Below are 14,967 nucleotides of genomic sequence, written 5' to 3' on the forward strand. Positions count from 1 at the left end.
TTTCTAATAATTATACCATTGCCTTTTCGGGCTTGTCAAATGGGATTTTGAGGACACAATCCGGGGAAAGAGGGGCTATTAACATATGAGTACAGATCAGCAATGGAATGTGGAACAACAACGGGTCAACACCGTGACCGATCAGATTGAACGCAAGATCTCAACGCTGGAAGATGAAGTTGGTTCCTTCCGTGACGAAGTGGTTGGCATGAGAAAAGACTTCTGGGACGAAGTCACGATGAACTTTAGCGAAGCGGATGATGTTGGGGAGACTTCAACCAGCATGCGGCAGCAGTCACAGGTATTGTCCGATCGGGAGCGTAGCCATCTCAATACAGCGGCTGCGTTGGATAAAATGAAACGACTGCATCATTCACCGTATTTTGGACGCATTGATTTTAAGGAAGATGGATATCCAAATGCAGAACGCATTTATCTCGGCATTGCATCGTTGCTGGATGAGAAGGAAGAATCTTTTCTGGTCTACGACTGGCGTGCGCCAATCTCCAACCTGTATTATGACGGAGCACCGGGTCCAATCACGTATCATACACCCAGTGGGGAGATCAGCGGTGATATAGAGATGAAGCGACAGTTTGTCATTCGGGATGGTCGTATCCGGTTTATGTTTGACACAGGGGTTACGATTGGTGATGAGTTGTTGCAGGCTGTGCTCAGTCGAACTTCGGATGCACAGATGAAGAGTATTGTAGCGACCATTCAGAAGGAGCAGAACCGGATTATCCGTAATGACCGGACACGTATGCTCATTGTGCAAGGCGCAGCCGGCAGTGGCAAAACATCCGCGGCGCTCCAGCGTGTGGCATATCTTCTCTATAAATACCGCGAGCATCTGCAAGCGGATCAGATGGTTCTTTTTTCACCAAATCCAATGTTCAACAGTTATGTCTCCACGGTACTGCCTGAGCTTGGGGAGGAAAACATGTTGCAAACGACCTTCCAGGAGTATCTGGAGCGCCGTTTGGGTCGTGAATATCAACTGGAAGATCCGTTTATTCAACTCGAATATGTACTTACGGGGACGGAAGATCCCGATTACGATGTTCGCATGTCCAGCATTCGCTTCAAGTCGTCCGAAACGTTCCTCAAGGTGATTACACGTTATAAGGAAAGTATGTTGTCAGGTGGCATGAAATTCAAGCCGGTTCGCTTTCAGGGCCGAGCGATTGTCACGTCAGAGGCTATGGCTGAGAAATTCTACAGTTTCGAGTCATCCGTTAAGCTGGTGAGTCGACTGGAGATGTTACGGGACTGGATGCTGAAAGAACTGTCTGCCTTTGGTAAAGGTGAACTGGATGCGCCTTGGGTTGATCAGCAGCTTGATCTGATGGAGCCGGAGGATCTGCAACGTGCGTACCAACGGTTGAAGCGCAAGCAAAAAGGAAAGACCCATACGTTTAATGACTTCGAGCAGGAAAGAGGGATTCTGGCACGTATGGTGGTCAGTGACCGACTCAAACCGTTGCGAAAATGGATTAAGTCCTTACGATTCGTTGATATAAGACAATTATATGCACATCTATTCAACGATCAGGCTCAGATGGAGCGATTGCTGGGTGACGAATCGCTGCCTGCTCAATGGGATGAAATCTGTAAGATGACGTTACGCAGATTGAAGCTTCAGGAGTTGGCATATGAAGATATTACGCCATACTTGTACTTGCGTGAGCTTATGCTTGGATTCCATATTAACTCGAATATTCGTCATGTCATTATTGATGAAGCCCAGGATTATTCCGCGTTTCAGTTGGCATTTATGAAGAGATTGTTCCCACGGGCGAAAATAACAGCACTTGGTGATTTTAATCAGGCAATCTATGCCCACTCTTCAGTACTTAGTGGAACAGGACCCTTGACTAACCTGTACGGACCAGACAACACGGAAGTCATTGAGCTTACCAGAAGTTATCGATCTACCCGGGAGATCGTGGAGTTTACACGTGGCATGGTGCCTGGTGGGGAAGAGATTATTCCATTTAACCGTAGCGGTGAGAAACCTAAAGTGATCGTTTCTTCTGATTCAGAGCGTCATATGAATGTCATCACGACAGACTTGAAGCATTTGATTAAGGAAGGGTACGAATCGGTTGCAGTTATCTGCAAAACCGCCGAAGAGAGCAGAGACGTACATGCTGCATTGAGTAAGGCGCTACCCATAGCACCGAAGTTAATCAAAAAAACGACGCTGGCTTTTGAGCAGGGTGTTCATGTGATCCCGGCGTATCTGGCTAAAGGTGTGGAATTCGATGCTGTCCTGATCTATGATGGCTCTGCGGAGCAGTATGCTCAGGAGCATGAACGCAAGTTGTTCTATACGGCTTGCACACGAGCGATGCATCTGCTGCACGTTTACTGTGTGGGCACACCGAGTCCGTTCATTACCGCCCAGTCGGAAGAACAGTATGATCTTGGCAAGGTGTCTGCTACGCAAGTGGACTGACATAACACTTCATATGCATGAAGAAGGCTTCCGTTCAATGGAACGGGAGTTTTTCTGTATATGATACATATATCGGGAAGAAGCTAGCTTAGCGAGGGAATTATACGTGATGAGGTTACAGCCATATAGGTGATCGTATTGATAAAAATACCTAACGTGAATTCGTAAGGATTGGGTCCCGTGGATAAATACGTCTGCATAATTTGTATTTAAGCACAATCGATGTGATTTTTCTTTACACATGAAGTCCGGACTCATATAATCGTAACAATATATTTTTTTTGGATCGTTTATTAAAGGAGGCAACAAAATGAACAAACCATCTTTTGAACGGCCACTTATGGCCGATTGTGTACCGGATCTGGTCGCTACAGCACGGGGAGATTTGCCAGCGACTTTGGTCATTCGGGGAGGTACGCTGGTAAACGTGATATCGGGCGAGATTTTGCCTGAGATGTCCATAGCTGTACAGGGAGCTCGAATCGCTTATGTCGGTAAAGATGTAAGCCACACTATCGGAGAACATACGCGGATTATTGAAGCAAACGGTAAGTATATCGCTCCTGGTCTGCTGGATGGACACTGCCATATTGAAAGTACACAGATGAAAGTAACCGAGTTTGCGAGAGCGGTGTTGCCTTCAGGCACGACCGGAGGTTTCTTTGACCCACATGAGATCTCCAACGTGCTTGGTCTGAAAGGTCTGAGACTGATGCTAGATGAAGCACGGACCACACCGATGGCAGCTTATATGCAGGTGGCTTCCTGTGTGCCTTCCACGCATCCAGGATTGGAGACAACAGGTGCTTATATCGGGCCTGAAGAGGTAGCTGAGGCTCTTTCCTGGGGTCCGGACATGATTGGTCTTGGTGAAGTGATGAACTTCCCTGGAGTGGTCTATGGGGATGAGACGATGATTGGTGAGATACAGGCAACGCTCCGGGCAGGTAAAGTGGCAGACGGTCATTTCACCTGGGCTGCAGATGACTGGCGTCTGCCAGCGTATGCAGCGAGTGGAGTTACAGGGGATCATGAATGTGTGACCAAGGAAGATGTGGTTGAACGTCTGCGACTCGGGATGTACGCGAAGATGCGCCAAGGTTCAGCATGGCATGATGTGGCTGAGACAATCAAAGCCTGCACTGAGCTTGGACTGGATACACGCCGGATGATGCTGGTGACCGATGACCGAAGCTCTGAATCCTTGCTCAAAGAAGGACATATGGATTTTGTTGTTCGTCTCGCAATCTCCCAAGGGGTGAAGCCGGTTACGGCTTTCCAGATGGCAACCATTAACACGGCTGAGCGCTTTGGTGTTGCGCGCGACATTGGTGCGATTATTCCGGGCAATATAGCCGATATTATTCTGCTGGACGGTCGGTTGGCGGATGTACGTGTAGGCATGACGATTGCTGCCGGGCAAGTTGTAGCCGAGAATGGGAAGATGACGGCGGTATGGGACAGCTTCACGTACCCTGAGGAAGCGCTGAACACGGTGAAGTTAGAAGCTAATATTCAGCCGGAAGATCTGGAGTTGGCTGCACCGATTCAAGAGGGGACGATTGGTGCCAAAATCATTCATGTGACAGAGAACCATGTGGATACTAAGGAGAAACACCTGCCAGTCTCCGTAGAGAACGGCAAGGTTGTGGTTTCAACTTCAGGGGAAGTATGCAAAATTGCGGTCTTGGAGCGTCACAAACAAACCGGGAATCGAGCGGTAGCGCTTGTTGGAGGCATCGGCTTCACATCACCGGCAGCGATTGCAATGACGGTTGCTCATGATAGTCACAATCTGTTGATTATCGGTAATGATGATGCGTTAATGGCTGAAGCCGGTAATCGCGTCATTCGTATGCAGGGCGGGGTCGCCGTGGTAACGGTAGCAGGTGTAACCGAATTCCCGCTGCGGATTGCAGGTTTGATGTCAACCGAGCCATTCGAAGTCGTTGCAGCCCAATCGGCAGCAGTCAGTGAAGCTTTACAGTCCGCAGGATGTACGTTGAATAATGCGTTCATGACGCTTTCGTTGCTGGCGCTGGTTGTAATTCCGGAATTACGTTTGTCCGACAAGGGGCTTGTGCGGATCTCGGCAGAAGGTATAGAACTGGTGTCCCTTTTCGATGAAGTGGTTGAGAATACACCTGTAGCTCCATCGGGTAATGAATGAACGGAAATGTCGACTAGAACATCATTAAATAGGGTTCCATATAAAGCCGCCTTAGGGCGGTTTTTTGGTGTGTTTTAGGAGAAAACGCTTTCTAGGTCTTCTGGAGCTTGGTGTACATATGGCAATAATGACTGAAGTCATGCTGAAATAAGGATTGAATTTGAAAATAATGAATAATTGCGACTTTTGAACTATACATACAGAACTACGAATTCCCGAAATATAGTTATATGATTCTTTCGTCGTAAGTCTTGAAGATGATATTGCATATAAAAGCAATCCAAATTCGTCGTACCTAATAAGTATCCATTAAATGAATATGAAACGACACAATTTCATCCAGATTTGCACGTCAGAGCTGATAACTTCAGAGGGAGTGTACAAATATGAAAAGCAAAAGGGGTTACCGTTTTATCTTATTACTGAGTTGTTTGATCCTGTGTGTGAGTACAGCCTGTTCTTCCAAAGCCATTGCGGATGGTTCAGTCGACAGTTATGCAACGATTCATGGAGAACTTGATGTGCCGGTGAGAGCGACTTGGGTGTGGGATACGACCCAGATCCGAAGTAATCCTCAAGAGGTGTTAAATTACGCTACAGCGAACAAGATCAATACGATCTATCTGCAGATAAACCGGGATATAAAGATTCCTGAGTATAAAAGTTTTATCCGCCAGGCGAGAGTCAAGAATATTGCGGTGGATGTCATGGACGGAAGATCAGCCTGGGGTTTGACGGAAAGCCGGGAGCAGATTGCTTCTTTCCTGGACTGGATTGAGGCATATCAGGCGCAGGCGTTGCCTAATGAGAAGTTTGCTGGTATCCATCTGGATATTGAGCCACATGTGCACCCGCAGTGGAAAATCAATCAGGCTAGTGTAATTACCCAGTGGCAAGGCAATGTGGAGTACATTGTTGAGCGAGCATCACGGATGAAGATGCCGGTAGCGGCTGATCTGCCTTTCTGGCTCGATAACTACAAAATCCCGGGTTCCACGATGGCCGTAAGCAGTTGGATGATTCGCAAATTTGATTCCATCACCATTATGGCTTACCGCGATACAGCTTCTGCAATCTATAGTGTAGCGAAGGATGAACTTGCAGAAGCAGCTCTGCTTGGCAAGACGATCTCGATCGCGGTGGAGACAAAGCAAAGTAAGGAAGGCGACTTCATTACTTTTTATGAAGAGGGATCTGCTTATATGGAAACACAATTAAAGTTGGTCGAAAAAATGGCTTCAGTTCATACGTCCTTTAACGGTTTCTCCGTACATGAGTACACTTCATGGAAGACCCTGAAAAAGTGAGACACCAGTAAGCTCCTTAGCGCAATGCTTGAAGTAATATATGAAAGAGTTCTAACTGAAACAATGGTCTCAGAGCGTTACTTTGTTAGTTTTCGGGAATTGGAAGTTGATAAAAGAAGGTGTTTGCAGCTGAATAGCTGCGAGCACCTTCTTCTTTTACACCTGAACCAGGGCAGAATCCATGGCCACGTTCTCATAGAACATTTTGCGATACTGTGAAGGTGTGGTGGCTTTATGCTTTTTAAATGTAGTGATGAAGTAGCTTAGATGCTCAAAACCCACATCCATGGCGATATCAACAATCTTGTGATCTGTATTCTCAAGCTGAACGCAGGCCTGTTGAACACGGTAATAGTTAATGTAATCTACAGGGGTTTTCTGCACCATCTGTTTGAAGAAACGGCAGAAGTGTCCCTCGCTCATATTGGCTTCATCGGCCAGTTCTTTCAGCTTTAATGGTTCAGGATAACGTTTGTGGATATAACCGAGCACGGATTTCAGGCGCTCTACCTTGTCATGACTCCCTGTAGCCACGGTGCCTTTGAGCGGAGCAGGTTTCATATGTTCGAACATTCTGGAAAATATGAGGTACAGGTACGCTTTTGTTGACATTTCACACGTTTCGGTTCGGGTAGCATGGTCTGCAAATATACGTTTCAGAAGATCCAGAATTTCTTGTCCCCAATCCTCATCTGCCTTGATATGACTGGGGGGAATCACCGTTTTGCGTACTAGTGGACCGATGAATTTCTCTTGGACTGTATCGAAGGTACGGCTGCCAAGCAGCTCGGGATTAAATACAATGGAAGAGAATACGCAGGGCACATCGCCCTTCAGATACCCCGCATGAATCTCACCTCGATTGATGAAAATGGCTTCTCCAGCTTGAACCTCAACAGTGTTCATATCGATCTGAAAGACGGCGCAGCCCTGGGTCACCATAGTGAACTCCATCTCATCATGCCAGTGGCAATCGAGAATGCTATCCCCGTTCAGTTGTTGAATATCCGGGTACACACTGACGGGATACATGGCATTGCCGTGAATCCGGTCTTCCCGTAATCGTTCACGTTCCATATCGGCTTCTCCTTTTGTATCATTATTAATGTAATCGTTTCCATAGATTGGTGATGATGTTCAAGAATCGGATGTTTATTATCAAAATCGTGATATATTTGGTCAAAATAAGAGAAGAAATTCGTTATTAATATCAATATTATTATAATATAACCAAAGGGGGAAAGAAAACATGAAATTTACTGATGGATTCTGGATGACTCGTGAAGGGTACCAGATTCAAAACCCGACTGACATTCGTGATATTGTGCAAAAAAATAATTCTGTGACCGTATATGCGGCAACTAAATATATTCGCAGCAAAGGCGACACGTTGAACGGTACATTGCTGAAAGCAACGTACAGCTCACCAATGCCTAACGTTATTCGTGTAACCTTGAATCACCATAAGGGCGGCGTGAAAAAAGGGCCTGTATTTGAGCTTAACACACAAGAAGCCAACGTTGAGATCTCAAAAAATGAACAAGGTGCTGTTTTGAAAAGTGGCAACCTGGAAGTTCAAATCGACAAAACAAACGGTTGGGACGTTAGCTTCCTATATGGAGGAAAACGCATTACAGGTAGCGGTCAAAGAGCAGCTGGTTATATTACAGGTCCAAGTAAGGAAGCATACTTCCGCGAGCAACTTGATCTCGGTATTGGTGAATACGTTTACGGACTCGGTGAGCGCTTCACGCCGTTTGTTAAGAATGGTCAAATCGTCGATACCTGGAATGAGGACGGCGGTACAAGCAGTGAGCAGTCCTATAAAAACATTCCGTTCTACCTGTCCAATAAAGGATATGGCGTATTTGTAAACCATCCTGAACGCGTATCATATGAGATTGCATCCGAGAATGTATCTAAAGTTCAGTTCAGCGTAGAAGGCGAGACGTTGGAGTACTTCATTATCGGCGGTGACAATCCAAAGGATGTACTTGATAATTATACGAAATTAACAGGTAAACCAGCGCTTCCACCGGCATGGACTTTTGGTCTGTGGCTGACAACATCATTCACAACGGATTATGATGAAGCAACGGTTAATCATTTCGTAGATGGTATGGCTGAACGTGATCTTCCACTTTCTGTATTCCATTTTGACTGCTTCTGGATGAAGGAATACCAATGGTCTGATTTCGTATGGGATGAAGCGATGTTCCCGGATCCGGAAGGCATGCTTGCACGTCTGAAAGAGAAGGGCCTTAAAATCTGTGCTTGGATCAATCCATATATTGCAGAAAAATCCTACTTGTTCGATGAAGGTATGGAGAACGGTTATCTGGTGAAAACAGCTGATGGCAGCGTATGGCAATGGGATATGTGGCAAGCAGGTATGGCTCTGGTTGACTTCACGAATCCGGATGCTGTGAACTGGTATAAGAGCAAGCTGGAAGTCCTGCTGGATCAAGGTGTAGATTCCTTCAAGACCGACTTCGGCGAAAGAATTCCGACAGATGTTGTGTACTTCGATGGTTCTGATCCGGTTAAAATGCACAACTATTATACACAGCTCTATAACAAAGCTGTATTTGAATTGCTCGAAGAGAAGATTGGCAAAAACGAAGCTGCCCTGTTTGCACGCTCTGCAACAGCAGGTGGTCAACAGTTCCCGGTTCACTGGGGCGGTGACTGCTCTTCCACGTATGAATCCATGGCTGAATCGCTTCGCGGTGGCCTCTCGCTCGGACTTTCCGGTTTCGGATTCTGGAGCCATGATATCAGTGGTTTTGAAAGCACAGCGAGCCCTGACGTATACAAACGCTGGGTACAATTCGGACTGTTATCTTCACACAGTCGCCTGCACGGAAGCACTTCCTATCGTGTGCCTTGGCTGTTTGACGAGGAATCCGTGGACGTTGTTCGTGACTTTACCAAACTCAAAATCAGCCTGATGCCGTACCTGTACAATTCTGCGGTAGAGTCAACGGTAAAAGGGATTCCGATGATGCGCGCTATGCTGCTGGACTTCCCAGAGGACCCAACAACATACAGCCTGGATACGCAATATATGTTTGGTGACTCGATTCTGGTGGCTCCAATCTTCAATAAGGAGGGTGATGTGCGTTATTACCTGCCTGAAGGAACTTGGACGAACTATCTGACAGGAGCGAAAGTACAAGGTGGACGCTGGATCAGTGAAAACCATGACTTTAAAACACTGCCAATGATGATTAAGCCAAACAGTCTGATCGCTGTCGGTGCTGTGGATAGTAAACCGGATTACGACTTTGCAAATGATGTGTCCTTGCACTTGTTCGAACTGGCTGATGGTCAAACGGCTCAAGCGGTCGTTGTGAACCAAGCGGCTGAACAGGAGCTGACAGTTAACGTTACACGTAAGGGATCAGTGCTGGATGTTCGTGCTGAAGGTGCAGGTAAACCTTGGAACATCGTACTTCGCGGTATTGAAAGTGTATCCAGCGTTGAAGGTGGTTCCCAAGTGTCTGGTGCAAATGGTGTTGTTGTTACAGCAGCAACAGGCGCAAGCGCGCTTACAATCCAACTGTAACATGATATAGTAGAAGAAAAGGACGGTGCCGAAAGGTGCCGTCTGTTTGTCTACGATGATAGGAGATTGAATGAAATGAGTACAATGAATTCCGGTTTGCATTGCACGATATCAGCAGAGATGCTGCATCAACTGGTAGAAATTCATTTTGGAAGCGATACCAAAGTGAAGGAGTTTGGTCTCCTGCAAGGTGGACTTTTTAATACAACCTATCGGATTCACCTTGAACATACATCCTATACGGATGTGATTTTACGTTTGGCACCAGAGCGGGGAGAGATGGAGGCTGGTTCTGCGAGTGATCCCCTATTTTCTTTTGAACGCACGATGATGGCGGCTGAACCGATTGTGTATGAATATTACCGTAACGCAGGCATTCCTGCTCCCAACATTATCGCCTGTGATGACAGCGGATCAATCATCCCAAGAACGTACATGTTTATGGAGTTTATCCCGAGTAAGCAGCTGGATCACGCATCGATTTCAGATATAAACAAAGAGCGATTGTACCATCAGCTTGGCGCCTATACCGCCATCATGCATCAGGTCGAGGGTGCTTCGTTTGGCTGGCCGCAGGGGGATGGGACGATTAAAGGATCGGATCAATGGTCCGAGGTGCTGCACTCTTTTGTAGAAGAAACGGCACTTAAAGCGGCACAAGTCGATTATATGTCAGGTGTGGGAGAAGATATCGCTGCTATTTTCATCAAAAATAAAGACTTATTTGATCAAGTGACCCGTCCGGTACTCGTTCATAATGACCTGTGGGAAGCCAACGTGCTTGTTCATGTAGAAAACGGTGAGCTAAACATTGCGGCCATCATTGACGGAGATCGTTCCATGTTTGCAGACAGGGAGTTTGAAGCCATATTGTCGTCAGAATCAGCGGCTTTTCATGAAGGATATGATCGTCCACTGGACTCATCCGCTGAAGGACAGGCACGCAGGCTTGCCTATCGAATACTGTCTTCGTATTTTAATGCCTACGTTCATGAACATCAGGTCAATCAACCTGAAGATGGTCAGAAGTATCGCCAGCGCACGCTGGATTTACTGGAGCAATGGAAGAAACTTGGACTTAACTAATTCGCAGGGGGAATGAAGGATGAAGGAGTATCATCAATACCCGATGTGGGATGCGTCACTTTCACTTGAGGAAAGGTTGGATGACCTGATTGCACGATTGACAACGGAGGAGAAGATCAGACTAATTCCTACACGCGAAGCAGCTGTACCAAGACTGGGCATTCCAGCCTACAACGTTGGGGGCGAAGCTGCACACGGGGTTGCATGGAAAGGGGAGGCAACGGTATTTCCACAACCGCTCGGTCTATCAAGTACCTGGAATACGAGACTTATGCGGGAGATTGGTTCAGTCATTGGCGATGAAGCGAGGGCATATCATCACCGTGATCCTGAAGTTCACGGGTTAACTTTGTGGGCACCAACGGTTGATCTGGAACGTGACCCACGCTGGGGCAGAACGGAAGAGGGATATGGCGAGGACCCGGTCCTCACGGGAGAAATGTCGGCGGCTCTCGTCAAAGGTATGCAGGGGAATGATCCTTTTTATCTGAAAATGGTCGCGACATTGAAACACTTTTTTGCCAATAATAATGAGAAAGATCGGCTGAATTGTTCATCCAGCATCGATCCGCGCAATCTGCGGGAATATTATTTGAAAGCATTTGAGACACCATTTGTGGAAGGTGGAGCCTTGTCCATGATGACAGCTTACAATTCCATCAATGGTACACCTGCCATTGAAAGTCCATATGTGAATGATGTGGTTAAGGGTGAGTGGGCGATGCCAGGTTTCATTGTATGTGATGGTGGAGACCTGTCACAGACGGTGAATTATCATGGTTATCATACCAGCCATGCCGAGTCAGCAGCAGGTGCGTTGAAGGCAGGAGTGGATTGTCTTACAGATGAAGTTGATCTTGTTGTATCTGCTCTGGAGGAGGCTCTTGACCGGAATCTGTTGGAGGTCACTGATTTGGACCGAGCGATTCGTAACATCTTTGGTGTGCGGATGCGACTTGGACAACTGGATCAGTCGGGGCAAAATCCATATGCGTCTATTCCCGAGTCGGTATTATGTGCACCGGAGCACGCCAAACTCAGTTATCGTGCCGCTGCGGAATCCATTGTTTTGCTCCAAAATGATGGATTGCTTCCGTTGCAGCCAGAAGCGTTGCAGAAAATCAGTGTGATTGGACCACTTGCGGATGTTGTCTATACCGATTGGTACAGTGGCACACTGCCTTATCGTGTATCCGTCCTCGATGGACTGCGTAATCGACTACCTCAATCAGACATAACGTATGCAGATGGGAATGACCGTATTCAGCTGAAGACAACAGACGGTCAGGTTATTACCTTGGGTGCGGAAGGTACACTCGTCGCTGTACCGGAAGCCAGTGTACCTACAGCCGCCGAATTTGTACATCAGGATTGGGGTTGGGGAAGTCATACGCTGAGAAGTGTGAACAATAATCGATACGTTAGCTTAACCGAGCAAGGTATCTATCAGGCAAATGCACCGGAGATTGGTGGCTGGTTCGTGAAGGAAGTTGTTCGCATAGATCCTCTAACGGATGGAAGTAACACCTTGCGGACGTGGAACGGCATTCCTGTTGGACTGAGCGAATATCAGGGACAGTCTGCTGTATCTCCACTCCGGCCACAAGGAGAACAGACTACAGCTACAGGTACAAATCCGAATGATATTGGTGACTCTGGACACGCAAGTCAATCACCAGGCAATACACAGATACCTTCTGCATTCAATATTGATATTGTGACAAGCGGAATACAACAAGCTGTAGAAGCTGCACGTAGCAGTCAGGCATCTGTCGTTGTTGTTGGCAACAGCCCTTACATCAACGGCAAAGAAGAAATTGACCGCCCAAGTCTTCTGCTTCCGCCGAGTCAGGTCGAGCTCGTCAAAGCTGTGTGTGAAGCCAATCCCAATACAGTGGTTGTCATTATGGGCAGTTATCCATTTGCCTTGCAGGAGTTGAAAGGTATTGCCCGCGCAATCGTTTATATGACACATGCAGGTCAGGAACTGGGGAACGCGCTTGCAGATGTGCTGTTAGGTCATTACGCCCCGGCAGGCAGATTGAACATGACATGGTATGAAGATGAATCACAGCTTCCTGACATGATGGATTATGACATCATTCAGAATGGCATGACCTATATGTATCATGAAGGACCGGTTCAATATGCATTTGGTCATGGCCTGACGTATTCGGAATTCGAATACGAAGCGATTCGTGTAAGTCGCAGTGCTACAGAGGAATCCACCACCACAGATCAATTGAAAATTGAGGTGGAGGTACACAATACAGGTGAACGTGACAGTGATGAAGTCGTACAGATCTATGGATCTTCGCATACCTCCCGAGTGAAACGTGCTCAGAAGCAACTGCTTGCTTTCCGCCGTGTTCATGTCAAAGCAGGGACACGTGTTACGATAAGTCTAGAAGTCCCTGTTCAGAAGCTGGCGCTATGGGATGTTACCCGAGATCGATACTGCCTGGAGACATCAACCTGGGCCATCTTGGCAGGGCGTTCTTCCGCAGATATACGTCAGTCGGCTGATATTGAGATTGAAGGTGAGACGATTCCTGATCGTCCGCTACACTTGCTTACCTTTGCCGAGAATTACGATGCTTGTGCAGGTGTTCTACTGGATGAATGTCTGGAAGGGCGTTCGGCAGTTCGGGCAATCATTCGGGAAGAACCCTTATATCAAGAGACGCAGTTGTCCTGGATCGCTTTCAACCATAATGCTGTTCAAGAAGTACAAGGATTTGAAGCCAGAGTGGCAGCTTTTGGGGAAGAGGGCAGTCTGGAGATTCGTTCTGGAGGACTGGAGGGCGAACTGCTCGGTGTATGTGAAGTTTCTGGACCTGGAGGCAGTGTGAATGGGAAAGATATCAAGTGGACAACAGTCCAGTGTTCGCTTGAGGCGCCACATAAGGTGAATGAGCTGTACATTATTTTCAAAGGTGGAGCAGCGTTACGGCACTTTAGATTGTTGTAGTTGTAGCATGTCCTGAATAATCAACCTCCGAAACAAGCACAATAATGCTGTTGTGTGTAGAACCTGTAAAGGTGGTTGTGGTATGAATGATAAAAAGTGGGACCTCGTCGCACTTGCTTCCATCCCTTTAATTATGACCTTGGGTAACTCCATGCTTATACCGATCTTGCCACAGATTGAACGTGAATTGAAGGTATCTGCATTCAAGGTCAGTATGCTTATTACAGTCTACGCTGTAGTTGCCATCCTGCTTATTCCACTCGCAGGGTATTTATCGGATCGTTTTGGCAGAAAAGCAGTCATTATTCCCAGCCTCATCATTGCAGCCGTCGGGGGTGCTGTAGCTGGTGTAGGTGCATGGATTCTGGATGGAAATGTAGCTTACTGGACCATTTTGGGTGGCAGGTTATTGCAGGGGGTTGGAGCAGCCGGCGCATTCCCTATTGTCATTCCATTGGTTGGGGACATGTTTAATGATGAAGATCAGGTTAGCAAAAGCCTGGGAATCATTGAAACCTCGAATACGTTTGGTAAAGTGTTAAGTCCAATTTTGGGTGCAGCACTGGCTGTTTGGCTATGGTTCTTACCATTTATGGCTATTCCTGTATTGTGTTTAATCTCGGTGATTCTGGTTATTTTCCTGGTGAAGTCTCCCAAGAAAAAAGAAAAGCCACCCACCTTTACGGAATTTGTGGCTTCCATTCGGGACGTATTGAAAGAAAAAGGTCGATGGTTATACGCCTTGTTTGCAATCGGTGGAATCTGCATGTTTATTCTTTTTGGTGTGCTTTATTATCTATCCGAGACGTTGGAGAGCGAGTTCGCCATGAAAGGGGTCGTAAAAGGTCTTGTACTTGCGATTCCGTTGGCAGCCTTATGTCTTTTTTCCTTTTTCGGAGGAAAGTGGATTGGAAAGAGTAAGCCTCGCATGAAATGGCTCGGATTCGCAGGACTTGTTCTTGTAACCGTTTCGCTGGGTGTTATTGGGATTTTCGATAATATCTACGTTGTGTTGGGACTGTTCACATTAGGAAGTGCCGGAGTAGGAGCAACCTTACCATGTCTGGATGCCCTTATTACTGAAGGTGTGGATAAGAAACAGCGTGGTACAATTACAGGTTTGTTCAGCAGCATGCGATTTATCGGTGTATCGCTTGGTCCTCCAGTTGTGTCCCTGTTGATTGGCACTCAACATTTTTGGCTTTTTGGTGTGCTCGCCGCATCTGGAGCTGTGGGGGCATTGCTCACCTTATTTGCGGTCAAACCCGATAAGGGAGACCAACCTACTTCAGGAAGCGGACATAAACAGGATGAACGGCATATCGATCGGATTGAGACGAGTCGAGGTTATGCTCCTATACGGCGCAAGAAAAGTCCGCTCTAGATGGATGGTATTAGCCGACA

The 14,967-nt window shown here is 46.9% G+C and carries 8 protein-coding genes; 7 read left to right on the forward strand and 1 reads right to left on the reverse strand.

Going from position 1 to position 14,967, the window contains the following annotated elements:
- The first annotated feature begins 85 nt into the window (after nt 1–85).
- The 3 genes from helD (at nt 86) to AC4E8D_RS11075 (ending at nt 5,938) form a co-directional block, all read left to right on the forward strand.
- Nucleotides 86–2,461: an RNA polymerase recycling motor HelD gene (helD, locus tag AC4E8D_RS11065; protein WP_490206231.1), complete on the forward strand. Its 2,376-nt coding sequence runs from the start codon at nt 86–88 to the stop codon at nt 2,459–2,461.
- Between the two features lie 310 nt (nt 2,462–2,771).
- Nucleotides 2,772–4,631 carry an adenine deaminase gene (locus AC4E8D_RS11070; RefSeq protein ID WP_490206232.1) on the forward strand — a complete coding sequence of 620 codons (1,860 nt, stop codon included), beginning with the start codon at nt 2,772–2,774 and terminating at the stop codon, nt 4,629–4,631.
- Nucleotides 4,632–5,017: 386 nt separating this feature from the next.
- Nucleotides 5,018–5,938 (forward strand): hypothetical protein, encoded by a 921-nt coding sequence (locus AC4E8D_RS11075; protein WP_490206233.1) that lies wholly within the window; start codon nt 5,018–5,020, stop codon nt 5,936–5,938.
- Between the two features lie 156 nt (nt 5,939–6,094).
- Here AC4E8D_RS11075 and AC4E8D_RS11080 read toward each other — a convergent pair whose 3' ends face one another.
- On the reverse strand, nt 6,095–7,015 hold the full coding sequence (locus tag AC4E8D_RS11080) for a helix-turn-helix domain-containing protein (RefSeq protein ID WP_490206234.1): 921 nt from the start codon (nt 7,013–7,015) through the stop codon (nt 6,095–6,097).
- 172 nt (nt 7,016–7,187) lie between these two features.
- Between AC4E8D_RS11080 and yicI the strand changes: the two genes are divergently transcribed.
- The 4 genes from yicI to bcbE all read left to right on the forward strand — a co-directional run bounded on the left by yicI (nt 7,188) and on the right by bcbE (nt 14,947).
- Nucleotides 7,188–9,506, forward strand: coding sequence for an alpha-xylosidase (gene yicI, locus AC4E8D_RS11085; RefSeq protein WP_490206235.1), 2,319 nt, complete (start codon nt 7,188–7,190; stop codon nt 9,504–9,506).
- Between the two features lie 75 nt (nt 9,507–9,581).
- On the forward strand, nt 9,582–10,592 hold the full coding sequence (locus AC4E8D_RS11090) for a phosphotransferase family protein (protein WP_490206236.1): 1,011 nt from the start codon (nt 9,582–9,584) through the stop codon (nt 10,590–10,592).
- Nucleotides 10,593–10,611: 19 nt separating this feature from the next.
- Nucleotides 10,612–13,563 carry a glycoside hydrolase family 3 C-terminal domain-containing protein gene (locus AC4E8D_RS11095; RefSeq protein WP_490206237.1) on the forward strand — a complete coding sequence of 984 codons (2,952 nt, stop codon included), beginning with the start codon at nt 10,612–10,614 and terminating at the stop codon, nt 13,561–13,563.
- An 82-nt stretch (nt 13,564–13,645) separates the two neighbouring features.
- Nucleotides 13,646–14,947, forward strand: a complete 1,302-nt coding sequence (bcbE, locus tag AC4E8D_RS11100; protein ID WP_237176018.1) for a bacillibactin exporter BcbE — start codon at nt 13,646–13,648, stop codon at nt 14,945–14,947.
- Nucleotides 14,948–14,967: the final 20 nt, after the last annotated feature.

The organism is Paenibacillus sp. SRL342 (genome assembly GCF_984798905.1).